The organism is Pseudomonas sp. MIS38 (genome assembly GCF_019891575.1).
In the GTDB taxonomy this organism is placed as follows: Bacteria; Pseudomonadota; Gammaproteobacteria; order Pseudomonadales; family Pseudomonadaceae; genus Aquipseudomonas; species Aquipseudomonas putida_A.
Genome location: NZ_JAFLXF010000001.1, coordinates 602,301 through 628,768, shown reverse-complemented (window position 1 = coordinate 628,768; position 26,468 = coordinate 602,301). Strand labels below are relative to the sequence as shown.

26 protein-coding genes are annotated in these 26,468 nt (G+C 60.4%); 11 read left to right on the top strand and 15 right to left on the bottom strand.

What is annotated here, in order from left to right:
- The first annotated feature begins 5 nt into the window (after window positions 1–5).
- The gene (locus tag J1G18_RS02805; RefSeq protein ID WP_223007056.1) at window positions 6–524 is read left to right on the top strand and encodes a DUF3617 domain-containing protein; all 519 of its coding nucleotides are present in this window, start codon (window positions 6–8) and stop codon (window positions 522–524) included.
- A gap of 82 nt (window positions 525–606) precedes the next feature.
- On the opposite strand, the gene J1G18_RS02800 is transcribed toward J1G18_RS02805, so the two are convergent.
- From J1G18_RS02800 to folE2, 6 genes are read right to left on the bottom strand one after another with little or no spacing between them, the layout of a single operon-like run.
- Window positions 607–1,938, bottom strand: a complete 1,332-nt coding sequence (locus J1G18_RS02800; protein ID WP_223007055.1) for a dihydroorotase — start codon at window positions 1,936–1,938, stop codon at window positions 607–609.
- Between the two features lie 3 nt (window positions 1,939–1,941).
- Window positions 1,942–2,502 carry a DapH/DapD/GlmU-related protein gene (locus J1G18_RS02795; protein ID WP_223007054.1) on the bottom strand — a complete coding sequence of 187 codons (561 nt, stop codon included), beginning with the start codon at window positions 2,500–2,502 and terminating at the stop codon, window positions 1,942–1,944.
- Window positions 2,499–3,374, bottom strand: coding sequence for a metal ABC transporter substrate-binding protein (locus J1G18_RS02790; protein WP_223007053.1), 876 nt, complete (start codon window positions 3,372–3,374; stop codon window positions 2,499–2,501). Before J1G18_RS02790 ends, J1G18_RS02795 begins: the two co-directional genes overlap by 4 nt.
- Before the next feature lie 11 nt (window positions 3,375–3,385).
- Window positions 3,386–4,252: a metal ABC transporter permease gene (locus tag J1G18_RS02785; protein ID WP_223007052.1), complete on the bottom strand. Its 867-nt coding sequence runs from the start codon at window positions 4,250–4,252 to the stop codon at window positions 3,386–3,388.
- A complete protein-coding gene (locus J1G18_RS02780; RefSeq protein WP_223007051.1) occupies window positions 4,252–4,920 on the bottom strand; it encodes a metal ABC transporter ATP-binding protein in 669 nt (222 codons plus the stop codon). The genes J1G18_RS02785 and J1G18_RS02780 overlap by 1 nt, the downstream gene beginning before the upstream one ends.
- Window positions 4,917–5,813 carry a GTP cyclohydrolase FolE2 gene (folE2, locus tag J1G18_RS02775; RefSeq protein ID WP_098966368.1) on the bottom strand — a complete coding sequence of 299 codons (897 nt, stop codon included), beginning with the start codon at window positions 5,811–5,813 and terminating at the stop codon, window positions 4,917–4,919. The genes J1G18_RS02780 and folE2 overlap by 4 nt, the downstream gene beginning before the upstream one ends.
- 84 nt (window positions 5,814–5,897) lie before the next feature.
- Here folE2 and J1G18_RS02770 point away from each other — a divergent pair, with 84 nt between their 5' ends.
- Complete coding sequence (locus tag J1G18_RS02770; RefSeq protein ID WP_223007050.1) at window positions 5,898–7,085, top strand: N-acetylmuramoyl-L-alanine amidase; 1,188 nt, start codon at window positions 5,898–5,900, stop codon at window positions 7,083–7,085.
- Window positions 7,086–7,096: 11 nt separating this feature from the next.
- Here the strand turns inward: J1G18_RS02770 and J1G18_RS02765 are convergent, their stop codons facing one another.
- Window positions 7,097–7,474 carry a glutamine synthetase gene (locus tag J1G18_RS02765; RefSeq protein WP_134785037.1) on the bottom strand — a complete coding sequence of 126 codons (378 nt, stop codon included), beginning with the start codon at window positions 7,472–7,474 and terminating at the stop codon, window positions 7,097–7,099.
- A gap of 234 nt (window positions 7,475–7,708) precedes the next feature.
- Here J1G18_RS02765 and zigA point away from each other — a divergent pair, with 234 nt between their 5' ends.
- Together zigA and J1G18_RS02755 are read left to right on the top strand one after the other, a co-directional pair.
- Window positions 7,709–8,914, top strand: coding sequence for a zinc metallochaperone GTPase ZigA (zigA, locus tag J1G18_RS02760; RefSeq protein WP_027610333.1), 1,206 nt, complete (start codon window positions 7,709–7,711; stop codon window positions 8,912–8,914).
- Window positions 8,914–9,564 (top strand): DUF1826 domain-containing protein, encoded by a 651-nt coding sequence (locus J1G18_RS02755; protein WP_223007049.1) that lies wholly within the window; start codon window positions 8,914–8,916, stop codon window positions 9,562–9,564. The genes zigA and J1G18_RS02755 overlap by 1 nt, the downstream gene beginning before the upstream one ends.
- 4 nt (window positions 9,565–9,568) lie before the next feature.
- On the opposite strand, the gene J1G18_RS02750 is transcribed toward J1G18_RS02755, so the two are convergent.
- Window positions 9,569–9,925, bottom strand: coding sequence for a hypothetical protein (locus J1G18_RS02750; protein WP_027610335.1), 357 nt, complete (start codon window positions 9,923–9,925; stop codon window positions 9,569–9,571).
- A gap of 28 nt (window positions 9,926–9,953) precedes the next feature.
- On the opposite strand from J1G18_RS02750, the gene J1G18_RS02745 reads away from it, so the two are divergent.
- A complete protein-coding gene (locus J1G18_RS02745) occupies window positions 9,954–10,925 on the top strand; it encodes a CobW family GTP-binding protein (RefSeq protein ID WP_223007048.1) in 972 nt (323 codons plus the stop codon).
- Between the two features lies 1 nt (window position 10,926).
- Here J1G18_RS02745 and J1G18_RS02740 read toward each other — a convergent pair whose 3' ends face one another.
- Complete coding sequence (locus J1G18_RS02740; protein ID WP_025112628.1) at window positions 10,927–11,340, bottom strand: DUF3301 domain-containing protein; 414 nt, start codon at window positions 11,338–11,340, stop codon at window positions 10,927–10,929.
- A 117-nt stretch (window positions 11,341–11,457) separates the two neighbouring features.
- Between J1G18_RS02740 and pdxY the strand changes: the two genes are divergently transcribed.
- Window positions 11,458–12,330, top strand: a complete 873-nt coding sequence (gene pdxY, locus J1G18_RS02735) for a pyridoxal kinase PdxY (protein WP_027610337.1) — start codon at window positions 11,458–11,460, stop codon at window positions 12,328–12,330.
- A gap of 135 nt (window positions 12,331–12,465) precedes the next feature.
- Here the strand turns inward: pdxY and J1G18_RS02730 are convergent, their stop codons facing one another.
- Window positions 12,466–12,948 carry an acyl-CoA thioesterase gene (locus tag J1G18_RS02730; protein WP_041073853.1) on the bottom strand — a complete coding sequence of 161 codons (483 nt, stop codon included), beginning with the start codon at window positions 12,946–12,948 and terminating at the stop codon, window positions 12,466–12,468.
- 282 nt (window positions 12,949–13,230) lie between these two features.
- On the opposite strand from J1G18_RS02730, the gene J1G18_RS02725 reads away from it, so the two are divergent.
- Window positions 13,231–14,994 carry a cation:proton antiporter gene (locus J1G18_RS02725; protein ID WP_007960872.1) on the top strand — a complete coding sequence of 588 codons (1,764 nt, stop codon included), beginning with the start codon at window positions 13,231–13,233 and terminating at the stop codon, window positions 14,992–14,994.
- A gap of 21 nt (window positions 14,995–15,015) precedes the next feature.
- Here the strand turns inward: J1G18_RS02725 and J1G18_RS02720 are convergent, their stop codons facing one another.
- The 4 genes from J1G18_RS02720 to uvrD all read right to left on the bottom strand — a co-directional run bounded on the left by J1G18_RS02720 (window position 15,016) and on the right by uvrD (window position 19,381).
- The gene (locus J1G18_RS02720) at window positions 15,016–15,423 is read right to left on the bottom strand and encodes an SMI1/KNR4 family protein (RefSeq protein WP_024164487.1); all 408 of its coding nucleotides are present in this window, start codon (window positions 15,421–15,423) and stop codon (window positions 15,016–15,018) included.
- Window positions 15,424–15,560: 137 nt separating this feature from the next.
- Complete coding sequence (locus tag J1G18_RS02715) at window positions 15,561–16,436, bottom strand: Tim44 domain-containing protein (RefSeq protein ID WP_007962237.1); 876 nt, start codon at window positions 16,434–16,436, stop codon at window positions 15,561–15,563.
- Window positions 16,437–16,612: 176 nt separating this feature from the next.
- Window positions 16,613–17,053: an EamA family transporter gene (locus tag J1G18_RS02710; RefSeq protein WP_027610340.1), complete on the bottom strand. Its 441-nt coding sequence runs from the start codon at window positions 17,051–17,053 to the stop codon at window positions 16,613–16,615.
- Between the two features lie 144 nt (window positions 17,054–17,197).
- On the bottom strand, window positions 17,198–19,381 hold the full coding sequence (uvrD, locus tag J1G18_RS02705) for a DNA helicase II (RefSeq protein WP_041073860.1): 2,184 nt from the start codon (window positions 19,379–19,381) through the stop codon (window positions 17,198–17,200).
- 201 nt (window positions 19,382–19,582) lie between these two features.
- Between uvrD and J1G18_RS02700 the strand changes: the two genes are divergently transcribed.
- From J1G18_RS02700 to J1G18_RS27945, 3 genes are all read left to right on the top strand, one after another.
- A complete protein-coding gene (locus J1G18_RS02700) occupies window positions 19,583–22,513 on the top strand; it encodes a GGDEF domain-containing phosphodiesterase (protein WP_193774867.1) in 2,931 nt (976 codons plus the stop codon).
- Between the two features lie 127 nt (window positions 22,514–22,640).
- A complete protein-coding gene (gene hexR / locus J1G18_RS02695) occupies window positions 22,641–23,507 on the top strand; it encodes a transcriptional regulator HexR (RefSeq protein WP_007962240.1) in 867 nt (288 codons plus the stop codon).
- 232 nt (window positions 23,508–23,739) lie between these two features.
- On the top strand, window positions 23,740–23,952 hold the full coding sequence (locus J1G18_RS27945; protein WP_095137820.1) for a PA3496 family putative envelope integrity protein: 213 nt from the start codon (window positions 23,740–23,742) through the stop codon (window positions 23,950–23,952).
- Here the strand turns inward: J1G18_RS27945 and J1G18_RS02685 are convergent.
- Entirely contained in the window at window positions 23,894–24,856 is a 963-nt protein-coding gene (locus J1G18_RS02685; protein ID WP_097089426.1) for a LysR family transcriptional regulator, read from the bottom strand. The genes J1G18_RS27945 and J1G18_RS02685 overlap by 59 nt on opposite strands.
- Window positions 24,857–25,046: 190 nt before the next feature.
- On the opposite strand from J1G18_RS02685, the gene J1G18_RS02680 reads away from it, so the two are divergent.
- The gene (locus J1G18_RS02680; protein WP_027610345.1) at window positions 25,047–26,462 is read left to right on the top strand and encodes an acetyl-CoA carboxylase biotin carboxylase subunit; all 1,416 of its coding nucleotides are present in this window, start codon (window positions 25,047–25,049) and stop codon (window positions 26,460–26,462) included.
- Window positions 26,463–26,468 lie beyond the last annotated feature (6 nt).

Here is a 26,468-nt window from a genome sequence, read left to right as displayed (position 1 = left end):
TTTCGATGAACGTTCGTCTGCTGGGTTTGGCGCTGGGCCTGGGTTTGGCAATGCCGGTGGTTGCGCAGGCGCAAATGCTGCAGCCGGGGCTATGGGAAATGACCTCAAGCAACGTCAAGGTCGATGACCAGCCCATGGATGTGCAATCGATCCTTGGCCAGTTGCAAGGCCAGATGACCCCACAGCAGCGTGCGGCGCTGGAAAAGAACGGAATCAACATCGGCGGCAAGGGCATTCGTGCCTGCCTGACGCCGCAGCAAGTGGCGACCAACGATATTCCGCTGGCCGATCCGCAATCGGGCTGCAAACAGCAGATCACCGAACGCACGGGCAACCATTGGAAATTCCGCTTTAGCTGCCCTAAAGCGCAAGGCACGGGTGTCGCGACGTTCCTCAGTGATCGTGAGTTCACCACGGTAGCCAACGGCACGTTCAATGCGATCGGGATCAACCAGAAGGGCAGCCTGGAAACCCGCGCGGTGTGGTTGGGTCAGGATTGCGGCACCGTGAAGCCAAGAGCTTAAAAGCTTCGCGAGCAGGCTCGCTCCCACAGGGGACAGCACAATCCTTGTGGGAGCGGGCTTGCTCGCGAAGGCGTCTTGGTTGTCACCGCATGAATCGCAGCGCCAGCCCCTGACATCCTTCGTTGATGCGCTGCTCCCGCCAGGCAATCTGCCCCGACACCCACGTGGTATTCACCCGATAGCGAAAAGTCTTGTCAGCGAACGGCGTCCATCCGCACTGCGACAGAATCGGTTGCCGCGACACTTCAAGAGCCACAGGCTCAACCAGCACCAGATCCGCCCAATACCCTTCACGCAAATAACCTCGATCCGGAATCGCAAACAGATCCGCCACCCGATGGCTGGTCTTCGCCACCAACGTGGTGATCGGCAGCACGCCATCGGCCACCAGCTCCAGCAGTGCCGGCAAAGCGTGTTGCACCAGCGGTAAACCGGACGGCGCATCGGCATACGGGCGCTGTTTTTCTGCCCAGGTATGCGGAGCGTGATCGCTGCCGATCACGTCCAGGCGATTGCTCAGCAGCGCCGCGCGCAAGGCATCGCGGTCGGCTTGGGTCTTGATCGCCGGATTGCATTTGATCAGGTTGCCGAGGGCTGGATAGTCACGGTCATCGAACAGCAGATGATGCAGGCAGACTTCGGCCGTGATGTGTTTCTGTGCGAGCGGCTTGTCCTCGAACAACTCGAGTTCGCGAGCGGTGGTCAGGTGTAAAACGTGCAGGCGGGTGCCGTGATGTCTGGCCAGTTCCACCGCCAGCGAAGAGGAGCGGTAGCAAGCCTCGGCATCGCGAATCAGTGCATGGATATTCGCCGGCAGGTGTTCGCCAAGACGTTCGCGCAGACGTGCTGCATTGGCCTCGATGCTCGGCGTGTGTTCGCAATGCGCCAGCAGTATCGTCGGCACTTCGGCGAATAAACGCTCGAGAGTCCTCGGATCGTCCACCAACAGGTTGCCGGTGGACGCGCCCATGAACACTTTGACCCCGGCCACTTCGCAGGGGTTGAGTGCGGCGACGGTGTCGAGGTTGTCCCGGCTCACACCGAAATGAAAGCCGTAGTTGGCCACAGAGTTGATTGCCGCCCGACGCTTTTTATCCGCCAGTGCTTCGAGGGTGAGGGTGGCCGGTCGGGTGTTGGGCATGTCCATGAAACTGGTGATGCCGCCCGCCACCGCTGCGCGCGACTCGGTGTGGATGCAGCCCTTGGCCGGCGCCCCCGGCTCGCGAAAATGCACCTGGTCATCAATCATCCCCGGTAACAACCATTGACCGTTGGCGTCGATTTCCACACGGGCATTTTCACCGTCGATGCTGCGCGCGATCTTGACGATGCGGCCATGGCTGACCAGCAGATCACTGTCGAACTCGCGTCCTTCATTGACCAGTCTGGCGTTGCGAATCAGCACGCTGCTCATGATTCAGAACTCGTTCTGCAAGGCTTTGTAGCCGCGTACCAGATCGACATTGGTGCGTGCCACGTCTTCGGAAAACTCCGAGGCGCTGACACTCACCGGCGGGAACTGCGAGAGGTCGGTATTGGGGCCGATGCGGGTGGTGGAGGGCACGTAGAACGCATCCGGCAAATCGCGGCCATCGACCACCGAGTTGTGCCGCACCACACAGCCGTCACCGATCACGCAATTGAACAGCACGCTGTTGAAGCCGATGAACACCCGGTCGCCGACTACGCACGGGCCGTGCACGATCGAGCGGTGAGCGATCGAGGTGAATTCGCCGATGGTCACCGCGGCGCCGGATTTGGAATGGATCACCACGCCGTCCTGGATGTTCGAATTGGCGCCGATAGTGATCGGCTCCATCGTGCCTGAAGCGTCTACTTCATCGGCGCGGATCACTGCGTAGGGGCCGACGAAGACGTTCTCGCCAATGACCACCTTGCCGCAGATGATCGCGGTTTTGTCGACGTAGGCCGACTCGGCAATTTGCGGAAGATCGCCGGAAGGATTTTTACGGATCATGGCTGGCTCAGCGCTTTGTAAAGGGTGTTGAGGTTGTATTCGAACAGTCCGGTAACGGTGCTGGCCGGGCCGCTAGCGGCGAGGGCATCGGAGTACAACGTGCCGCCGATGTGCGCGCCGCTTTCGTCGGCGATCTGCTTGAGCAGGCGCGCGTCCTTGATGTTTTCCATGAACACCGCTTTGACCTTGGCCTGACGAATCTGCTTGATCAGCGCGGCGACTTCGGCGGCTGACGGTTCGCGCTCGGTGGACAGACCTTGCGGCGCCATGAAGTCGATGCCGTAGGCCTGGCCGAGATAACCGAAAGCATCGTGGCTGGTGACAATCTTGCGGTTGCCCGGTGGCAGCGAGCCAAGCTTGGCCTTGGCTTCGGCGAGCAGGGCGTAAATCTGTTTCAGGTAGGTCTGGCTATTGCGTTGGTAGTCGGCTTTGTTCGCCGGATCGGCGGCGATCAGCGCCTTGGTGATGTTGGCGATGTACAGCTCGGTGTTGGCCAGGTTGTGCCAGGCGTGCGGGTCGGGAATGGTCTCGCCGTCTTCATCCAGCGAGCGTGGTATTACGCCATGACTGGCACTGATGACGGGGGATTTGGTCTCGGTGCTGGTCACCAGGCGATCGAGCCAAGGCTCGAAACCGAGGCCGTTCTTGATGATCAGTTTGGCCTTGAGCAGTGCTTTGGCGTCATCGGGCGTCGGCTCATAAGTGTGGGCATCGGCATCCGGGCCGACCATGTTGGTGATCTGGATATGCTCGCCGCCCACCTGGTGAACCATGTCGGCGAGGATGCTGAAGCTGGTAACCACCGGCAATTTTTCCGCCGCCGACAACGACATCGATAGCAGCAAGCTGAACAACACGAGTAGAGCGCGCATCGGGAAACACCTCATTGGGATGTGAGCAAAGGCGGGCGGCGCAACAAGCCGTGCACCGGCCCGAATACCACGGACAGCAGATAACTGATACCCGCGACCAGCACGATCGCCGGACCGCTGGGCAGCGAGTAGTAGAACGAGATCAACAATCCGCACCACACCGAGAGGCAGCCGATAAGCGCCGAGATGGCAATCAGGCTCGGCAGGCGACGACTCCAGAACCGTGAAGCGGCGGCGGGCAGCATCATCAGGCCGACGACCATCAAGGCGCCGATGGCCTGGAAACCAATCACCAGGTTGAGCACTACCAAGGTCAGGAACACACCGTGGGCGAGAGGGCCGAGGCGGCTGACGGTTTGCAGGAATAATGGGTCGAGGGTATCGAGCAGCAGCGGTTTGTAGATGAGTGCCATGGCAATCAGGCTAAAGGCCGAGACCCATAACATGCCGTGAAGAGTAGGGCCGTCGACCGCCAGTGCCGAGCCGAACAACAGGTGCAGCAAGTCGAGGCGTTTGCCGGCGATGCCAAGAATCAGCACGCCACTGGCGAGCGAGATCGGGTAGATCGCCGCGAGGCTGGCGTCTTCGCGCAGGCCTGTGCGTCGAGTGATCCAGGCAGCCAGTCCAGCCATGCCCAGGCCGGCACCCAGACCACCGAAGGTCAACGCGGGCAGACTCAGACCGGCGAGCCAGAAGCCCAATGCCGCGCCGGGAAGGATACCGTGGGCAACGGCGTCACCGATCAGGCTCATGCGCCGCAGGATCAGAAAAATGCCGAGTGGCGCTGTGCTACAGGCCAATACCAGTCCGCCGAGCAGCGCTCGGCGCATGAACACGAACTCGCTGAACGGTTGCCAGAGGTGGGCGACGGTGAGCATCAGGCCACCTGCATATTGGGTGTTTGCTGGATCAGTTCGGCACTGGGGCCGAACACGCATTCGCGGTTTTTGATCAGCAGTGTCTGCGGGATGTGTTGGCGGACGGCGGCGAGGTCATGGCAGACCATCAGCAATGTTCGTCCTTCGGAGTGCCAGGCATGGATGTGTTGCCAGAGTAACTGCTGGCCCAGTTCATCGAGAGCTGCGTGGGGTTCGTCGAGCAGCAGCAATTGGGCGTCGGTCAGACTCAAGCGGGCGAGCAGGGCGCGCTGCAACTCGCCACCGGAAAGGGCCATCAGCGGACGCTTTTCCAATCCACTCAAGTGCCAGTTTTCCAGTGCGTTACCGAGTCGTTGTGCTCGCAGTTGCGTCGACAATCGACGCCCCCAGAAACCCGCGGCTACCAGTTCTTCGAGGCTGATGGGGAACTGCCGGTCGAGGTGTTGCTGTTGCGGCAGGAACGCCAGGCCGCCCTGGCGTGGAACACCCAGTGCGACTTTTCCCGATAGCGGCTTCTGCAATCCGGCGATGACTTTCAGCAAGCTGCTCTTACCGCAGCCGTTGGCGCCGATGATGGCGCTGAGGCTGCCGTGTTCCAGCGAGAGGGTCAGTGGCGAAGTCAGTGGTTGGCCGGGTGCGCCCCAACTCAAGGTGTGGCAACGGATCATTCGAGTTCTCGATGCCAGTGGCTTTCGGCGACCGCGTCGTGAGCGTGCAGGCTTTCGGCGTGGATCACCCGCAGGTGGAAGCCACAGACCCCGGGGGAGCGACGCAGAGCCAGATTGAGTCGTCGCGCGGCGTCTTCGCAGAACATCAGGTTCTGTCCATTGGCCAACGCGAAGGCCTGCTCGTCGGCGCGTTTCACGGCGGTTTGCACGGCGGTGCCGAGCGCCGCTTCGGCGTCATTGATGATCACACTCAGGGGAAGCTCGTCGATGAACTCGTCGAGGTGCATATGCAATTGCGCGATGCTGCGTTGGCTGTGCGGGGTGGCGACAATGCCTTGGCTTGATCCTAGCCAGGCCAACACTTCGGCATGTTGCAGTGGCTTGTTGGCGAAATCATCGATGAATTGCTGCTGAATCAACTGTCGCGCCAGCGCTGCTGAGCAGGGGCAAGTTGAGGAGTAGGGCACCTCGATTTTAAGTTCCACGTGGAACATTTGGTTTTTCAGACTCGCTGAAATGCTCACTGGGTAGCTCTTCCAACCCGCTAGAGGGCTGACTAACGCAGGCCTTTTCAGCAGCACTTCGCAGTGGATTTTCAGGTAGGCGCTGTTGGATAAACCGTCATGGCTGACCAGAAATTCCTTGAGAACCTGGCGCAATAGGGAGGGAGAGAGGTCCTGCCGCTCAAGTGCCGCCAGTGCGAGATATAGCCGCGACATGTGAATGCCGCGCGCCTCGCCATCATCGAGACTTACGCCTGCATCAGCTTTTGCGCTCAGACGTTGGCCTCCTAATAAAACAGGCAGAGCAATGCCGCACATTCCCACCCAATCAAGCGGTAACGCCTGCCGAGCGGCTTGAGTCGCAATATCCGGAAGTGTCAGCGAATTCATGTTCGAAACCATCGTGTTGATTGAATTAGATGTTACATTATAACAATTCAAATCACGATGCCTTTTTCATGAACAGGCTTTCATATGCACCGACGTCATCTGCTCAACCTGCTTGTGGCCAGCACGGCTTTGGCTTTTCCCTTCACCGTTTCGGCTACACAAATTCGCAATGCACGCCTCTGGCGTTCGGATGACAAGCTCAGATTGGTATTCGATCTGAGCGGTCCGGTGCGCTACAAAACCTTCTCCCTGAGCGCTCCAGAACGCTTGATCATCGACCTTTCCGGGGCGAGCTTGAGTAGCGATCTCAGTCAATTGATGCTTGCCGATACAGCTATTCATTCGATTCGATCAGGGCGCTTTGGTCAGGGTGATACACGGATCGTTCTCGATCTGAACCATCCGGTGCTATTGAGCAGCTTCCTTTTGGCGCCTCAAGATGGCCAGGGGCACCGCTTGGTGCTTGATCTGGTAAACGCCAAACAGGCATCAAGTCCGGCAATGGTTCCACGTGAAACACTTTCGAATCAGGCTCACCCCAAGCGCGACATCATCGTTGTCGTTGATCCCGGGCACGGCGGGAAAGACCCGGGCGCGGTTGGTGCCAAAGGTGAACGGGAAAAAGATGTGGTGCTGTCCATCGCCCAGTTGCTCGCCAAACGGCTGAAGAGGGAGAAAGGCTTCGACGTGAAACTGGTGCGCAATGATGATTTCTTCGTGCCACTTCGCAAACGTGTGGATATAGCGCGCCAGCACAAGGCCGACATGTTTATCTCAGTGCATGCCGATGCGGCGCCACGTCTAACGGCGTCGGGAGCGTCTGTGTATTGCCTGTCCGAGGGTGGCGCGACGTCTGCGACTGCACGCTTCATGGCACAGCGAGAGAACGGCGCGGATCTGCTGGGCGCGACCAGTCTGCTCAACCTTAAGGACAAGGATCCGATGCTCGCCGGCGTGATTCTCGACATGTCGATGAACGCCACCATTGCCGCCAGTTTGCAACTCGGCAGCACCGTTCTCGGCAGTCTGGCGGGCATTACCACGCTGCATCAGAAGCGCGTGGAGCAGGCAGGGTTTGCCGTGCTGAAGTCGCCGGACGTGCCGTCGATTCTGGTGGAAACCGGCTTCATTTCCAACGCCCGTGACAGCCAGCGCCTGGTCACTCCACGACATCAGCAAGCCGTGGCGGATGGTTTGTTCGAAGGGCTGCAGCGTTACTTCCAGAAGAATCCGCCAGTAGATAGCTACATCGCCTGGCAGCAGGAGCAGTAAGAAGCGCAGGTTTAGCAGCCGGTGATCCGACTGCAGGTGAACTTGGCGCTGCTGCCGCCAGAGCTGGAAAAGCGATTGATTGTCGTCCAGCCAACGCGACGGGTGTAGCCAGCCCAGGCTTCGCCGTCAGAGGCGAGCCCGGTGAAGAACGTCAGCTGGCCGAAACGACTGTTGGTCTGTGCCCAGTAGCGATTGCCGTCCTTTTCAAAGCCACGCAGGTAAATCGTGCTGCCCACCGTGTTTACGCTGTAGGTATTGCCCTGCGCATCGATGCAGGCCAGCAGATTGGCGCTGCGTGTGCAGTTGGCGAGTGCAGGAATTTGTCCCCATGCGTTGGCCCACGATAGCAACGCGAGACTCAGCAGCGAGCATTTCAGGGCAATTTTCATCTCGGTATCCGATGGGCAGTTTGCGTGCAGCTTCCAGCGCTTTATCGGTTTGGGCAAGAGCGGGGCTGGCTTATTTACATTGTTATACTATAACATAAATTTGAATTGAGCCTGAGCTCGCCGATTGCAAGCGTCTGCTTCTGCCAAAGCGCTGTTTTGAAGCTCAAGTACGCGGTGAGCTACGCCAAAACAGGCCAAAACGCACATCGGCCACAACCTGATGAGGATTATCCAATGTCATCTCCACTTCCCGTGACCGTTCTATCGGGCTTTCTCGGCGCCGGAAAAAGTACACTTTTGAATTACGTACTACGTAATCGAGAAGGCTTGCGTGTTGCGGTCATCGTTAACGATATGAGTGAGATCAACATTGATGGCAGCGAAGTCCAGCGTGATGTCAGCCTGAATCGTGCGGAAGAAAAACTGGTGGAGATGAGCAACGGTTGTATCTGCTGTACGTTACGCGAGGACCTGCTCGAAGAAGTCAGCAAACTCGCCCGCGAAGGAAGATTCGATTACTTGCTCATCGAATCTACCGGTATTTCCGAACCGCTGCCGGTCGCCGAAACGTTCACCTTTCGTGACGAGCAGGGCCAGAGCCTCGCCGATGTCGCGCGCCTCGACACCATGGTGACGGTAGTCGACGGCGTGAATTTCCTCCTCGACTACCAGGCCGCCGAGAGTCTGGCTTCCCGAGGCGAGACCCTGGGCGATGAAGATGAACGCTCGATCACCGATCTGCTGATCGAACAAATCGAGTTCGCCGATGTACTGCTGATCAGCAAGATCGACCTCATCAGCCGCCAGGAGCGCGAAGAGCTGATGGCCATCCTCAAGCGTCTCAACGCCCAAGCGGAGATCATCCCGATGGTGATGGGCGAGGTGCCGCTGGAGAAAATCCTCAACACCGGGCGTTTCGATTTCGAGAAAGCCGCTCAGGCCCCAGGCTGGTTGCAGGAATTGCGCGGTGAGCACGTGCCGGAAACCACGGAATACGGTATCGCCTCGACGGCCTACCGCGCACGCCGTCCGTTCCATCCGCAGCGCTTTTTCGACTTCATCGATCGTCCATGGCCGAACGGCAAACTGCTGCGCTCCAAAGGCTTCTTCTGGCTCGCCAGCAAACCCTCCGACGCAGGCAGTTGGTCGCAGGCCGGCGGTTTGATGCGCCATGGTTTCGCCGGTCGCTGGTGGCGTTTCGTGCCGAAAAACCAATGGCCGCAGGATCAGGAAAGTACCGCAGCGATCATGGAGAACTGGACACCGAGCGTTGGAGATTGTCGTCAGGAGCTGGTATTCATCGGCCAGAACATCGACTTCGTACAGCTCAAGTCGGAGCTCGACGCCTGCCTGCTGACTGATGAAGAAATGGCCATTGGCGCAGATGGTTGGCGCAGGCTGCCGGACCCGTTCGGCCCTTGGCACGAAGAGGCCGCCTGATGCTTGCGCTCAAACTGCAGCAAAACCGGGCGCGCCATCAGCATCAGGGGGTGACGCCGAAAACGCTGACGCGAATCCTCGAAGACGACGTCAATCTCGCGGTCTGGCAGCGCCAACTGCCGCTGCACATCGCCGATTTCGCAGAGTTGCTGCTCTCGCTCAACGAGCCTTTGGCGGAATCACTGTGCATCGAATTGCCGAATGAAGACGCCGACCCTGATCTGCAAGGACTGGCCGCCGGGTTCCGTGATCTGCAAGGCTACGAGGGCTTCATCGCGGACCTGCAATGGCTGGTGAGTGCCTTCGCCTGTCTGCTGGGCGCTCGCCGCATCGGTTTGCGCCTGCGGGTGTTGGACAAAGCCATGTGCCCACGCTTCCATGTCGATCATGTGCCGGTGCGCTTGATTACAACCTACGGCGGGATCGGCAGTCAGTGGCTCAAGGAAGGCGTGATGGATCGCGAGCAATTGGGCCAGGCAAACGCCGAACCACGGGACATCGCGAACATCCAGCAACTGCAGAGCGGTGACGTGGCGTTATTGAAAGGTGAGAAGTGGCACGGCAACGAAGGCTTCGGCCTGATTCATCGTTCCCCGCAACCGGCGCCGGGCGAACGACGGCTGCTGCTGACCCTCGACTGGCTCGGTTGACGGCTCAAGGCTTGAGCCATTTGCCCTGGCTCTGGCCTTCGCAGTACGGCTGTAAATACGCCGCGTCGGAGGCGACGCCGTAATAGTGGATATCCTGGCGATAGGGCATATTGGCGACTTGCGCGTTGCTGCACACGCCGAACGCGCCGCTCGGGCATTGATCGACGTACTGCACCTCGACTTTCTGCCCGGCCAGGGTCGGTTGGCAGAAGCCGTCGCTAAACAGCTTCTCGGGAATATTGCGGTTCTGCTGGCAGACTTTGACGTCGAGCCGCTCGCCCTGGCTGTGCACCACGCAAGCCTGGGCCCATGCTTCGCTCGACAGCAGCGTCAACAGCAACGACCATCCCATCCAACGCATGTCCAATCCCCTCAGAAAACGCCCAGTCATGTTGCAGAACATTCCTACCCATGTCATCGCCGGCCCTTTGGGCGCTGGCAAGACCAGCCTGATTCGCCAGCTCATGGCCCAACGGCCGGACGGCGAGCGCTGGGCGGTGCTGATCAACGAGTTCGGTCAGATCGGCCTCGATGCTGCGTTGCTGACCCGCGACGCCGATGGTATCGCACTGGGCGAAGTCGCCGGAGGGTGCCTGTGTTGCGTGAGCGGTGCGCCGTTTCAGATCGGCCTCGGCCGTTTGCTGCGCAAGGCCAGGCCGGATCGGCTGCTCATCGAGCCGTCCGGACTGGGCCATCCGGCGCAATTGCTCAAGCAGTTAGGCGAGGCGCCGTGGTTGGGTGTGCTGGCGCTGCAGCCCTGCGTGTTAGTGCTGGATGCCCAGGCGCTGGCCGCCGGGAAAGCCTTGCCGACCGCTCAGCATGACGCTTTGGGTAGCGCCGGTCTGCTGTTGCTGAACAAGGCAGAAAGCCTGGATGAGGCTGCACGGCAGACCATCGTCGAGCGTTTGCCGGCAGTCAAACTGGTCTGGACGCAGCAGGCGCAACTGCCTTTACGCGAGTTGCCGGGTGTCACGGCGCAAGCAATGGCAGGTGCGGATAACCTCGTCGTGCCGCAGGGAGCGGGACCGATTCCGGCGATCTGGAGCGACCCGGCATCGCCGATCTGCCTGAGTCAGGCACAGGAGGGCGGTTGGAGCATCGGCTGGCGTTGGCACCCTGGACAGACGTTCGATACGCAACGTCTGAGCCAATGGCTGCAGAGCCTGGACTGGCGGCGGGCCAAACTGGTTATCCACAGCGCCGAGGGCTGGGTGTCGGCCAATGCGGTGGATAACGCCGAACTGGATTGGCAACCGAGTGAGTGGCGACGGGATTCACGTATAGAGCTGATCTTTGCCGATGCACAACGTATCGATGCTTTGCAGTCAGGCCTGACGCAATGCCGGGTGCAGGCGGGTTAGCTCAAGGCTTCCACTTGTTGTGTTCCTGCCGCCACTGGCTCAGTTCGATCACTTCGGCCCGTGGGCGGGTAACTTCGACCACCGGGGGCGTATCGTCGAACGGCGCCGGGTAGGGCGCCAGTTCGATCTGTGCGCTGTGCGCGCCAAACTGGGTAATGGTGCCGTTGTGCCGGGTTTCGCCGGTCACGGTGAACTCGAAGTTATAGACCCGGGCCAGGCGCCGCCGCCCGCTGGCATCCTTGATCAAACCGATTTTTTTCAACGCGACGTTACCGTCCAGCAGTTCGACGCCGACGTTGATGCAATGCTGCTTGACCCGCTCCAGCGCCCGCTCGCGCAAGCCGTGGTTGTGCCATAGCCATGCGCCGGCTGCGGCGAACAGCATCAGCACGAAGATGTTTTCGAGGGTCAGCATCAACAGGAAACTCCAAAAGATAAGCTCAGCTTAACTGCGTCGCCGGTCTGTCGTACAGGCTGTGTTTCGTCGCATACTGCGCGGCTTGAATTTCAATCGTTTTACGGAATAACCCGAATGAAACGTACGCCTCATCTGCTCGCCATTCAGTCCCATGTGGTCTTCGGCCACGCCGGCAACAGCGCCGCCGTGTTTCCGATGCAGCGGGTCGGGGTGAATGTCTGGCCGCTCAACACCGTGCAGTTTTCCAATCACACCCAGTACGGGCAGTGGGCCGGTGAAGTGCTGGCGCCGCACCAGATCCCCGAACTGGTCGAAGGCATTGCCGCCATTGGCGAGCTGGGCAATTGCGACGCCGTGCTTTCCGGTTATCTGGGCAGCGCGGCGCAGGGCCGGGCAATTCTCAGTGGCGTCGAGCGCATCAAGTCGGTCAATCCGAAGGCGTTGTACCTGTGCGACCCGGTGATGGGTCATCCGGAGAAGGGCTGCAGTGTGCCGGCCGAAGTCAGCGATTTCCTGCTGGAAGAAGCCGCTGCGGTGGCGGACATCATGTGCCCGAACCAACTGGAGCTGGACAGCTTCTCCGGGCGCAAGCCGCAGTCGCTGTTCGATTGTCTGGCGATGGCTCGGGCGTTGCTGGCACGTGGGCCGAAAGCGGTGCTGGTCAAGCATCTGGATTATCCGGGCAAGCCGGCGGACGGTTTCGAGATGTTGTTGGTGACCGCCGACGAAAGCTGGCACCTGCGCCGTCCGCTACTGGCGTTTCCGCGTCAGCCGGTGGGTGTCGGCGATCTGACTTCCGGTTTGTTCCTGGCGCGGGTACTGCTCGGCGACAGTCTGGTGGCGGCGTTTGAGTTCACCGCAGCGGCGGTGCATGAGGTGCTGCTGGAAACCCAGGCGTGTGCCAGTTACGAGCTGCAACTGGTGCGAGCGCAGGACCGGATCGCGCATCCGCGGGTGAAGTTCGAGGCGACGGCGATCAGCCTGTAAGACCGCATTACGTCCATTCGCGAGCAAGCCCGCTCCCACGTTCGACTGCATTCCCATGGGAGGACTGCGATTCAATGTGGGAGCGGGCTTGCTCGCGAAGGCGATCTGTAAAGCGACATCATTCCAAAGGGCTGATCAGGCGTCGCCCTTGATCTCCTGATAACGCTTTTCCAGCTCCTGGCGAATTTGCCGACGCTGCTGCGCCTGCATGTAGCGGCGCTTGTCTTCGCTGTTCTGCGGTTGCAGCGGCGGCACGGGGGCCGGTTTACGCTGGTCATCCACCGCAACCATGGTGAAGAAGCAGCTGTTGGTGTGGCGTACCGAGCGCTCGCGGATGTTTTCGGTCACCACTTTGATGCCGACTTCCATCGAGGTGTTGCCGGTGTAGTTGACCGACGCGAGGAAGGTCACCAGTTCGCCGACATGGATCGGCTCGCGGAAAATCACCTGATCCACCGACAGCGTTACCACGTAGCGGCCGGCATAGCGGCTCGCACAGGCGTAGGCCACTTCGTCGAGGTATTTGAGCAGGGTACCGCCGTGGACATTGCCAGAGAAGTTGGCCATGTCGGGGGTCATCAATACCGTCATCGACAGTTGGGCGTTTCCGGGTTCCATAACGTTCTCACGGATCAAGGCTGGATGGCTGGACGCACCTCTGCGGGTGCCTGGTGGTTTTTTCAAAAGCACCGTTATCGGGACGCCAGACGACTGGCTGCCGTCACGCCGCGACCGATCTGTTTCCTTATATTGCACCGCCTTCCAGCCGGAAGTCGCGGTGTTAACCTGCAAAAGGCCCTGCCCAAGGGCAATTCCTACACGAAAAGCGGATTTTTACCCAACTCGCTCAGACCTTTCTGAAGTCTGACGGCGGGTCACGTCATACAAGGAGCCCACACCATGCATGCCATCAGCTTTATTCAGGATCTGGCAGTGATCATGTTGGTCGCAGGTGTGGTCACCGTGCTGTTTCACCGCTTCAAGCAGCCGGTGGTGCTCGGTTACATCGTCGCCGGTTTCATCATCGGCCCGCACACACCGCCGTTCGGCCTGATCCACGACGAAGAAACCATCAAGACCCTCGCCGAGCTGGGGGTGATCTTCCTGATGTTCTGCCTCGGGCTGGAATTCAGTCTGCGCAAGTTGTTCAAGGTCGGGGCCACGGCGTTTATCGCAGCGTTCCTTGAAATCGTCCTGATGATCTGGATTGGCTACGAAATCGGCCGCTGGTTCGACTGGAACACCATGGACTCGCTGTTCCTCGGCGCAATCCTCGCCATCTCCTCAACCACCATCATCGTCAAGGCGCTCAACGACCTGAAGATGAAGAACGAGCGCTTTGCGCAACTGATCTTCGGCGTACTGATCGTCGAGGACATCCTCGGCATTGGCATCATCGCCTTGCTGTCGAGCATCGCAGTCAGCGGCACGGTCAGCTCCGGCGAAGTGTTCTCCACGGTCGGCAAACTGTCGCTGTTCATGATCGTCGCGCTGGTGGTCGGCATTTTGCTGGTACCGCGTCTGCTGGCGTATGTCGCCAAATTCGAAAGCAACGAGATGCTGCTGATTACCGTGCTGGGCTTGTGTTTCGGCTTCTGCCTGCTGGTGGTCAAGCTCGAATACAGCATGGTGCTCGGCGCCTTCCTGATCGGCGCGATCATGGCCGAGTCGCGGCAGTTGCTAAAGATCGAACGCCTGATCGAACCGGTTCGCGACCTGTTCAGTGCAATCTTCTTCGTCGCCATCGGCCTGATGCTCGATCCGATGATCCTGCTGCAATACGCGTGGCCGATTGCAGTCATTACCGTGGCGGTGGTGCTCGGCAAGATGTTGTCCTGCGGCCTCGGGGCGTTTATCGCCGGCAATGACGGACGCACCTCACTGCGTGTGGGGATGGGGCTGTCACAGATTGGCGAATTTTCCTTCATCATCGCCGCGCTCGGGATGACGCTGCAGGTCACCAGCAACTTTCTGTATCCCGTCGCGGTGGCGGTGTCGGTGATCACCACGCTGCTGACGCCGTATCTGATCCGTGCGGCCGATCCGCTGTCGATCAAGCTCTCGGCGGCAGTGCCCAAGCGTCTGGGCCGGGTGTTCGGCATGTATGGCGAATGGCTGCGCAGCATTCAACCGCAAGGCGAGGGCGCGATGCTGGCGGCGATGATCCGGCGGATCCTGTTGCAGGTCGGGGTCAATCTGGCGCTGGTGATCGCGATCTTCTTCAGCGGCGCGTTCTTCGCCGGACGGTTGTCGGTGTGGATGCAGGACTGGATCGCTGATCCGAGCTGGCAGAAGGCGTTGATCTGGGGCGGGGCACTGCTGCTGTCGCTGCCGTTCCTGATTGCGGCGTATCGCAAGCTCAAGGCGCTGTCGATGCTGCTGGCGGAGATGGGCGTGAAGCCGGAGATGGCCGGGCGGCACACGCAGCGAGTGCGTCGGGTGATCTCCGAAGTGATCCCGATCCTCTCGCTGCTGGTGATCTTCCTGCTGTTGGCAGCCTTGTCGGCCAGTATCCTGCCGACCAACAAGTTGCTGGTGCTGGTCGCCGTGGTCGCGGCCGCCGTGGCGGCGCTGCTCTGGCGCTGGTTCATCCGCGTGCACACGCGGATGCAGGTGGCCCTGCTGGAGACCCTCGACAACCACAAGGAGTCGTCGGGGCACTGACCGACCCGGGCGTCTGGCGAATCAGCTCTCCAGCCAGACATCCCGCGCCCAATGCCACACCGATTCCCAGGACTCTTCGGTGATCAGCTCTTCTTCGCCGGACCACAGCACCACGGTGCCGTCTTCTTCGACGCAGTAGTAGTTGTCGCCGTCCTGGCAGATCGGGATCAGGTCGCGCGGTACGCCAGCATCCCAGGCGTTGGCCGCGACATCCGGCAGGTAAGTGTGTGATTGCGGGTCGGTGACGGTCACCGGCTCGAGGCTGCCGTACACCACGTCGCTGACGGTCAGCAGAAACTCTTTGAAGACGAACGGGATGTTGATGAAGAGTTCTTCTTCGATCTCCACCAATTGGTCTTCGTCGGGCAACTCCAGGGGAACCGGTACGGGTTCGTTGGCTTCGCGCAGTTGTTCGATGATTTCTTCCACGTCCGGGATCCTCTTGCTTGAATGGCGCGGTTTATATGGGCCGGTTTATACAGTAGCTCGCTATAGATGCAACTGCGAAATAGAAAACCCCGGCCGAGGCCGGGGTTTTCATTACCACATGCGTAACGCGATGGGGATCAGCCGTTCTGGCGGATACCGGCCACCAGCCAAGGCTGGTTTTCGCCCTGTGGACGTTCCATGTTCCAGCTTTCGCTGAACACTTCGCCCTGGTCGAAACGCGAGGTCTTCGACACGCCGCTGAAGGTCAGGGTGGCGATGGTCTTGTCGGCACGATCATCCACGCCGTCCAGCTGTACCTGCAAGTTGTCGATGTAGGTCGACTGGAAGCCGTCGCCCAGGTCCGCACGCTCACGCTTGAGGAAGTCGAGCATTTGCGGGGTCACGAACTCAGCAATCTTGTCCATTTCGTTGGCGTCCCAGTGCTGCTGCAGCGACTGGAAGTGGCTGCGCGCGGCGGCAAGGAAGTTCTGCTCGTTGAACCAGGCCGGTGCGTTGATCACCGGACGAGCGGCAACCGGCGCGGCCGAACCACCGAAGATCGAACCCATGGCGGCAGGCTTCTGCTCGAACACTTCACGCTGCATCGGCGCGCCGGCCGGAGCCAGGTGCTCCTGCTGCTTGCGTCGACGCGCAGCGATGAAGCGGAAGATCACGAACGCGATCACGGCCATGATCAGGATGTCGAAGATCTGCATGCCCTGGAAGCCGCCGCCCATGAACATGGACGCGAGCAGGCCACCGGCGGCGATACCGGCCAGAGGGCCGAGCCATTTAGAAGCGCCGCCAGCCTTGGCCGCGGCACCGGCAGCGCCGGCTGCACCAGCGGTCGCTGCTGCGCCGCCCATGCCTGGGGAAGAAGGAGCCATCTGGCTGGTCTGGTGCGTCGGCGCAGCGCCGGCGCTTTTGCCACCACCAAAGCGCTTGGCGTTGGCGTCGAGGCTCATCGTCAGGCCGATGCACAACGCCATGGCGATGCTAAGAAAACGTTTCATAAAGGGAATTCCCGTTTGTGGAGACACGCGCGCCATGTTGCACAGCTGAAGTGTTACTGGCTAGCGAGAGAGTGTTTCGGGCTTTTGCCTGACAGCTTAGGTTCAGCTCCATCGAAGCAATAAGGCCATGTACTTTTGTCTGTAGGAAAATGGGATAGGTTCAGCGGGAAACCTGCTTATCGACGCAACGCCAGCATTACCACACCGGCGGTGATCAGGCCGATGCCGCCCCATTGGCGCAGGTCGAGTTTCTCGCCCAGCAGGATCACGCCGAGCACCGCCACCAGTACCACGCTGAGCTTGTCGACTGGCGCGACCAGCGAAGCCGGGCCGACTTTCAGCGCGCGGAAGTAACACAGCCACGATGCGCCGGTACCCAGGCCAGATAACAGCAGGAACAAGTAGCTCTTGGCGGAAATTGATCCCAATGACTGATATTGGCCCGTCGCGTACAAAATCAAGGCCAGGCTGACCAGGACCACGATGGTGCGCAGCAGGGTAGCGAAGTCGGAATTGACGTTTTCGATGCCGATCTTGGCGAAGATCGCCGTCAGCGCGGCGAAAGTCGCCGAGAGCAAGGCCCAGAATGTCCAGGAAGAAAAGAAGCCTGAGCCCATGGAAATATCCTTAAAGATGAGCCGACACAAAGCTTTGTAGGAGTGAGCCTGCTCGCGATGAGGGCGTGTCAGACAATAAATATATTGAATGATAAATCGCTATCGCGAGCAGGCTCACTCCTACAGAAGCAATCGAGCAAGGCGTTAAATGGCTTCCAGCTTCGCGTACCCCAGCATCAGCCACTTGCTGCCTTCGCTGAAGTTCACCTGCACCCGCGCCTGCGCGCCGGAACCTTCGAAGTTGAGGATCACGCCGTCGCCGAAGATCGAATGTCGTACCGCCTGACCGAGGCTGAAGCCGGTTTCCGGGATCTCGCTACCGCTGAACAGGTTGCTGCCGCTCATCGACTGGTTGCCGCCGAACGGTCGGCTGACACTGTTCGACAGGCGCACTTCCTGAATCAGCCCCTTCGGCACTTCACGGACGAAACGCGAGACCTTGTTGTAGGTTTCGCTGCCATACAGGCGCCGGGTTTCAGCATAGGTCATCACCAGATTCTGCATGGCACGGGTGATGCCCACATAGGCCAGACGGCGCTCTTCTTCCAGACGACCCGGTTCTTCCAGGCTCATCTTGTGCGGGAACAGGCCTTCTTCCATGCCCACCAGGAACACGTAAGGGAATTCCAGGCCTTTGGCGCTGTGCAGGGTCATCAGCTGAATGCTGTCTTCGTGCTCGTCGGCTTGAGTGTCGCCGGCCTCCAGCGAAGCGTGGCCGAGGAACGCCGCCAGCGGCGTCAGCTCTTCGTCTTCTTCGGTGTTCTCGAAGTTGCGCGCGGCGCTGACCAGCTCCTCAAGGTTTTCCACCCGGGCCTGGCCTTTCTCGCCTTTTTCCGCTTCGTGATAGGCGATCAGCCCCGATTGCTCGATGACGGTCTGGGTCATCAGATGCAGCGGCATCTCCATGCACTTGGCGGCAAGGTTCTCGATCAGCTCGATAAACGCACCCAAGGCGCCGGCAGCGCGACCGGTCAGGCCTTTATTGGCGACCAGTTGGCGCATCGCTTCCCACATTGATACATCGCTGTGGCGAGCATGGTCGCGGATCGCTTCGACGGTTTTTTCGCCAATGCCGCGGGCCGGGACGTTGATCACCCGCTCCAGTGCGGCGTCGTTGCCACGGCCTTCAAGTAAACGCAGGTAGGCCATGGCGTTCTTGATTTCCGCGCGTTCGAAGAAGCGCTGGCCGCCATAGATGCGGTACGGAATGCGTTCGCGCAGCAAGGCTTCTTCGAGAACGCGCGATTGGGCGTTGGAGCGGTAGAGAATTGCGATATCGCTACGGGCCAAGCCGGTTTTCAGCGCGCTTTCGATGGTTTCGACAACGTAGCGTGCTTCGTCGTGTTCGTTGAACGCGGCGTACAGGTTAATCGCTTCACCGTCGCCACCGTCGGTCCACAGCTCTTTGCCGAGGCGTCCGGTGTTGTTGGCGATCAGGGCGTTGGCCGCCTTGAGGATGCCGGCGGTGGAGCGGTAGTTCTGCTCCAGGCGAATGGTCACCGAATCCGGGAAGTCGGAGGAGTACTGATGAATGTTCTCGATTTTCGCCCCGCGCCAGCCGTAGATCGACTGGTCGTCGTCGCCGACCACCATCAGGCTGTCGCCGCCCTTGCCGAGCAGGCGCAACCAGGCGTATTGCACGGCGTTGGTGTCCTGGAACTCGTCGACGAGGATATGACGGAAGCGCTTCTGATAGTGCGCCAGCAGACCCGGGTGATCGCGCCACAGGTCGAGGGCGCGCAGCAGCAGTTCGGAGAAGTCGATGACGCCGGCGCGCTGGCAGGCCGCCTCGTAAGCTTCGTAAATGCCGCGCATGGTCGCCAGGTACAAGTCGCCGCTGGCCTGAATGTGTTGCGGACGCAGACCTTCGTCTTTCTGCCCGTTGATGAACCACTGGGCCTGACGGGCTGGCCAGCGTTGTTCGTCCAGTCCCAGCTCGCGGATCACCCGCTTGACCAGCCGCTGCTGGTCGTCGCTGTCGAGAATCTGGAAAGTCTGGCTCAAGCCCGCTTCCTGCCAGTGCGCCCGCAGCAAGCGGTGCGCCAGGCCGTGGAAGGTACCGACCCACATCCCGGCCGGGTTGATACCCAGCAACTGCTCGATGCGATGACGCATCTCGGCAGCGGCCTTGTTGGTGAAGGTCACCGACAGAATGGAGTGGGGCGAGGCGTTTTCGACCTGGATCAGCCAGGCGATACGGTGCACCAGCACTCGGGTTTTACCGGAACCGGCACCGGCCAGGACCAACTGACGGCCAACGGGGGCTGCTACGGCCTGGCGTTGGGCATCGTTGAGGGAGTTCAGCAGAAGGGAGAGATCATCGCGCATCGGGGCATTCTAGGGTGCGCCGCAGGCCCGGGCAAACCGAGCTTTGCATTAGCCGATGAAAGTGCCGCCGATGACGACCGGTCGGTCACTGGCTACAGGCTTCGGCCCGCCTCACTCTGCGGGTTTTGCCAGTGATCGGACGGCGGAAAGTTTCCGGCAAATTATGATCTGGAGCAGTTTGGCAACGGGGTTGGCTTGTGTATGCTCCGTCCACGTTTCGGGCCCATGCTCACTCTTATAAGAACAACAACATTGCACAAGACCCTCAGCTCAGACCTGTCGGGCCCCTCTGTGGAACCCCGGGTCATCCGCAAGCATTACGCCACCGAAATGGCGGTCGAACGCACGCGCCTGCTGTATCAGGGCTCGCTGCTGCCGACGATGTTCATGTTACTCAATGGCCTGGTCTGCGCCGCTTTGCTCTGGAGCCCGCAGCGCTATTTCGTGGTCAGCATCTGGCTGGTCTGGTTGTTGTCGCTGGTGGCGCTGCGGGTGATTCAGGTCGCCGCATTCGATTCGGCGATCCCGGACCGTCAGGCCCAGCCGATCTGGTTCCGCATGTTCCTGCTCGGCTCGACCATGACCGGTCTGACCCTGGCCGGTGCCGGCATCGCCCTGGTGCCTGCCGACAACTTCATGCAGCAAGCCTGGGTGTTCGGCCTGATCGGTGCCGCGACGTTATCGGCCAGCGTTGCCTACGCCGTCAGCCTGCCGGCGTTTCTGTCCTTTACCTTGCCGTGCCTGCTGCCGGCGATAGGCTACCTGTTCTGGGGCGGTGATGAGCAGGCGCGCGGTTGGGGCTGGCTCGGGCTGATTCTGCTCGGTTCGCTGAGCGTGGTCGCCTGGCAGGTCAATCGGCTGATTGATCGCGGCTTGCTGCGACGGTTTCAGAATCAGCACCTGATCGAACACCTGCAGCAAGCGCAGAACCGCAGCGAGCAGCTCAATCAGGCGCTGGCCAAGGAGATCGAACAGCGGCGCTGTGCCGAGGGCCAATTGCGTGAAGCACAGATCGAGCTGGAAGACCGCGTGGCCCAGCGCAGCCGCGAGCTGGACGTGGCCAATCAAGCGCTGAGCAAAAGCGAAGCCCGTCTGGCCCTGGCGTTGAAGGCCAGTGAACTGGGGCTGTGGGACTGGAACCTGCAAACCGACGAAGTCCACCACACGCAGATTCAGGAGCTGTTCGGCCTCGCGCCGGAGTACGTCACGGCGATCTTGCGCGACCTCAAGCCACGCCTGCACCCGGAGGATGTGCCAGGGCTCAAGCAGGCGCTGATCGAACACCTGAAAGGGCGCACCGAGGACTATCAGATCGAATACCGCGTACGTCACGGCGACGGTCATTGGGTGTGGATCGAAGACCGCGGTCGCGCCGTGGAGCGCAGTGACAGTGGGCGGGTGATCCGCATGGTCGGCACCCGGCGCGACATCAGCGCGAGCAAAAGCCTCGAAGAACAGCAGCGACTGGCGGCCACGGTGTTCGAAGCGGCCAGCGAAGGCATCGTCATTCTTGATCCGAACTACGCCTTGATCGCGATCAATCAGGCGTTCAGCCGCGTCACCGGTTATGACATCGAAGACATGCTCGGGCGCAACGTCGTCGAACTGCCATGCAGTCGTGATGCGCGGCGGCACTACGTCTCGATCCGCCACGCTTTGGAGCAGCACGGCAGTTGGCAGGGCGAACTGGTGGAAACCCGCAAGAACGGCGAGCTGTATCCGCAGTGGCTGCAACTCAACGCGGTGCGCGACAGTCGAGGAAATGTCAGCCATATCGTCGGCTTCTTCGCCGATCTGTCGGCGCGGCGCGAATCCGAGGAGCGCATGCGCTTCCTGACGCATTACGATGAGCTGACCGGGCTGGCGAACCGCTCGCTGTTCCGCGAACGCCTGCACGAAGCCCATCAGCGCGTGCGTCAGGGCGGGCGCCGCAGTCTGGCGCTGCTGCACATCAATCTGGATCGCTTCAAATTGCTCAACGACAGCCTCGGCCATGAGGTGGCGGATCAGTTGCTGCAGAAAATGGCCCGTCGCTTAGTCAATGCGTTGCCGGAGGCCGACACCATCGCCCGACTGTCCGGTGACGAGTTTGCCGTACTGTTCGATGCCTACGGCAACCTGTCGAGCCTGGCGCGGGTCGCTACGCGGCTGTCGAGCAAGCTGCGCCTGCCATTGACGGTCGAAGGGCATGAACTGGTGGTCAGCGCCTCGATGGGCATCAGCATGCTGCCGGACAACGCCCGGGAAATCTCGGCGCTGGTCAGTCAGTCGAACATGGCCATGCAACACGCCAAGCATCTGGGCGGCAACAATTTCCAGTTCTACACCGACAGCCTGCAGGCCAGCACCCTTGAGCGCCTGCAACTGGAAAACCAGCTGCGCAAAGCCATCGAAGACAAGCAGCTCAAGGTTTTCTACCAGCCGAAGCTGTGCCTGCAAACCGGGCGCCTGAATGCGGCGGAAGCGCTGGTGCGCTGGGATCATCCAAGCATGGGCCGGGTGCCGCCGGGGGACTTCATTGGTCTGGCCGAGGAAACCGGACTGATCGGCCCGATCGGCGAGTTTGTGCTGCGCCAGGCCTGCTGGCAGGCGTGCGAGTGGCAGCGGCAAGGGCTGGAGCCGATTCGGGTATCGGTGAACCTGTCGGTGCATCAACTGCGTCAGGGCAAACTGGTCAGCCTGGTGCGCCAGGTGCTGGAAGAAACCGGGCTGGCGCCGCATTACCTCGAACTGGAACTTACCGAAAGCCAGTTGCTCGACAGCGTCGAACACATCATCGCGACCTTCCAGCAGTTGCGTGATCTGGGGGTGAAGCTGGCGATCGATGACTTCGGCACCGGCTATTCGTCGCTGAGTTACCTGAAACGAATTCCGGTGGATTACGTGAAGATCGATCAGGCGTTCATTCGCGGGCTGGGGCAGGGCAGCGAGGATGCCGCGATCACCCGGGCGATCATTGCCATGGCGCACGGGCTGTCGTTGAAAGTGGTGGCTGAAGGCGTCGAGCGGCAAGAACAGCTGGAATTTTTACGTGCTGAGCGCTGCGACGAAGTGCAGGGGTATCTGATCAGTCGCCCAGTGGAGGCTGAGCGTCTGGCCGGGCTTTTGCGCGAACAGGGAAATCCGCTTTAAGGGCTACATGCACTCCATCGCGCCTGATATGGGGACATGGAGTTACGCATTGAGCAGGCAAAAAGCCAATTCATGTAGTATAACTACAAGCGTGCTACATCCTTGCCCATAAGAAGAGTCCAGCCCCTTGAATCTGCTGCAACACATCGCCCAGTCACGTCACCTGTTACGCAAGTCGGAGCTCAAGGTCGCCGACCACGTGCTGCTTGACCCTGCGGCCGTGATGCACAGTTCCATGGCCGACCTGGCCCACAGCGTCGGCATCAGCGAGCCGACCATTGTGCGTTTCTGCCGGGCCATCGGCTGCTCCGGGTTTCAGGATCTCAAGCTGAAACTGGCGCAAAGCCTGGCCGCTGGTGCCAGCTTCGGTCAGTTCGCGATCCATGAGGACGACTCGGTCGCCGACTACAGCCTGAAAATTTTCGACACCACGCTGCACACCCTGATGGAGGTTCGCGAGAAGCTCGATCCGGTGGAATTGCAGCGTGCGGTGACGTTGATGTCCCAGGCCCAGCGTGTCGAGTTCTATGGCTTTGGTGCGTCAGGCGCGGTGGCGGCGGATGCGCAGCACAAGTTCTTCCGTCTGCTGCTGACGGCGGCGGCGTATTCCGACCCGCACATGCAGGCGATGTCGGCGGTGACGTTGAAGCCGACCGACGTGGCGATCTGCATTTCCCAGTCCGGGCGCTCCAAGGATCTGCTGATCACCGCCAACCTCGTTCGCGAGAGCGGCGCTTCGCTGATCACCTTGTGCCCGAGCCAGACACCGCTGGCTGAGCTGTCGACCGTCAACCTGGCGATCGATGTGCACGAAGACACCGAGATCTATACGCCGCTGACCTCGCGCATCGCCCATCTGGTGGTGATCGACGTGCTGGCCATGGGCGTGGCCATGGCGCGCGGGCCGAGTCTGGTCAACCACCTGAAGAGCGTGAAGCGCAGTCTGCGCAGCTTGCGGCTTTCCCCCAAGGCTGTGAAAGCGCTGGACGATTAAAGCAAGGTCGTTCCGACCTTATTCGCGAGCAAGCCCGCTCCCAAAGGGGATCTCTGGTGACCACAGATTTTGTGTCATATCGAGATCAAATGTGGGAGCGGGCTTGCTCGCGAAAGCGTCCTCAATAGCACCGCAATCGGCAAAGTTTCATCGCACTGTCATCCCCGCGCAGCCAAACCGTCATCCCCCACGCCTATCGTGAAACTCCCGTACTCGCCTTGGGAGACTCGAAATGGCTCAGCCCTACGAAGAACGCAACAGCGCCGCGAAAACCCGTCGTCAGCAGGAAGACCAGCGCCGCATGGAATTCCGTCGCGCGATCGAAGATCGCTTCGAACTCCGTCAGCTTCAGGCTGAAATCGGTGGTTTTCCCGAGGAACTCGAACTTAATCACTGGCAGGCAGCGCCCGCAGCTTCCCGTCGAAGCGTTCAACCAGCGCGCTGATCTGCACCCGTTCGCTGCGGATAAACGCCAGGAAGGCGTGCGCCACCGGTGACAGGCGTTTGGCCTTGGCTTGCACCAGGCACCAGCTGCGAAACAGCGGCAACTCTTCGACCGGCAGCTCGACCAGGCCGCCGGTCGCCAGCTCCAGGTTCAGGGCGTGGCGCGTCAACAGCGCCAGGCCCAGACCCGCCACTACGCATTCGCGCTGGGCTTCAGCCGAGGCCACTTCCTGGGTTTGGGTGAAGTGCACGCGTTTCTCCTTGAAATACTCTTCACAGGCCAGTCGCGTGCCCGAACCCGGTTCGCGGATCAGCAGTGTGTAAGGCTCAAGATCCTGCAGGCGCAGCGGCCCCATGTGTGCCAACGGATGGTCCGGACGCGCGACAGCGACAATCGGATTATTGAGAAACGGCAGGAACTCCAGGCCCATGTCCTGTGGCACCATCGACATGATCACCAGATCATCGCGGTTGTCGGAGAGGCGGCGGATCACTTGGCCACGGTTAACCACCGTCAGTTGCAGATTCACTTCCGGATGCTGGCGCTTGAACGCGGCGAACAGATGCGGCACGAAGTATTTAGCGCTGGATTCCACCGCCAGTTTCAGTTGCCCCTGCAGCGAGCCCTGCATGTCCGACAGCTGCATGTCGAGGTTTTCCAGGCGGCCGAAGATATCCCGGCTGGCGCGCTGCAGGGCTTCGGCGGCCTCGGTCATGTAGAGTTTTTTGCCGACATAATCGAATAATGGTTGCCCGATCAGCTCTTCCAGCTGACGAATCTGTAGGCTGACGGCCGGTTGTGTCAGAGACATTTCATCGGCTGCGCGGCTGTAGGAACGTAAATCACACACTTCGTTGAAAATCTGCAATTGGCGTAATGTCATACGCATCAAGGACTTACGCATTTTTTATGGGCTCTGACGGCAGGCTGATGGTTTAACTATAAGTCTTTGCTTATGCCTGACCCAATTTTTATTCATTTTTGTTAATCCCTTGCGAGGGCTAGTGTGGGGGCGCGACCAGATTGAAACATTTGGTCACGCGTCGACCTGGGTCTAGCAGGTCGTGGTGCCACCGGCTCAAGGGAATTTCCAAGTGATAAAAAAGATCCTGATCGCCAACCGTGGTGAGATTGCCGTACGAATCGTGCGGGCCTGCGCCGAGATGGGCATTCGCTCGGTAGCGATTTTTTCCGACGCCGATCGCCATGCCCTGCATGTGAAGCGTGCGGACGAAGCCCACAGCATCGGTGCCGAGCCACTGGCCGGCTACCTCAACCCGCGCAAGCTGGTGAACCTGGCGGTGGAAACCGGTTGCGATGCATTGCACCCCGGTTACGGCTTTCTCTCGGAAAATGCCGAGTTGGCAGACATCTGCGCCGAACGCGGGATCAAATTCATCGGCCCGTCGGCAGAAGTCATTCGCCGCATGGGCGACAAGACCGAAGCCCGGCGCAGCATGATCAAGGCCGGCGTACCGGTCACCCCAGGCACCGAAGGCAACGTGTCGGGCATCGAAGAAGCCCTGACCGAAGGCGACCGTATCGGTTATCCGGTGATGCTCAAGGCCACCTCCGGTGGTGGCGGTCGCGGTATCCGTCGCTGCAACAGCCGCGAAGAACTCGAACAGAACTTCCCTCGGGTGATCTCCGAAGCGACCAAGGCCTTCGGTTCGGCAGAAGTGTTCCTGGAAAAATGCATCGTCAATCCCAAGCACATCGAAGCGCAGATCCTCGGCGACAGCTTCGGCAACGTCGTGCACCTGTTCGAACGCGACTGCTCGATCCAGCGCCGCAACCAGAAGCTGATCGAGATTGCCCCGAGCCCGCAACTGACCCCGGAACAGCGCGCCTACATCGGCGACCTGTCGGTGCGTGCGGCCAAGGCTGTGGGCTACGAGAACGCCGGTACCGTGGAGTTCCTGCTCGCCGAGGGCGAGGTGTACTTCATGGAGATGAACACCCGGGTGCAGGTGGAGCACACCATCACCGAAGAAATCACCGGGATCGACATCGTTCGTGAGCAGATCCGCATCGCCTCTGGCCTGCCGCTGTCGGTTAAGCAGGAAGACATCCAGCACCGTGGTTTCGCGTTGCAGTTCCGCATCAACGCCGAAGACCCGAAAAACAACTTCCTGCCGAGCTTCGGCAAGATCACTCGTTACTACGCCCCTGGCGGCCCGGGCGTGCGCACCGACACGGCGATCTACACCGGCTACACCATTCCGCCGTTCTACGACTCGATGTGCCTGAAACTGGTGGTCTGGGCGTTGACCTGGGAAGAGGCAATGGACCGTGGCTTGCGGGCGCTGGACGACATGCGCCTGCAAGGCGTGAAGACCACCGCCGCGTACTACCAGGAAATCCTGCGCAACCCGGAATTCCGTAGCGGCCAGTTCAATACCAGCTTCGTGGAAAGCCACCCGGAACTGACCAACTACTCGATCAAGCGCAAACCCGAAGAGCTGGCCTTGGCCATCGCCGCCGCCATCGCCGCCCACGCAGGCCTGTGAGGAATA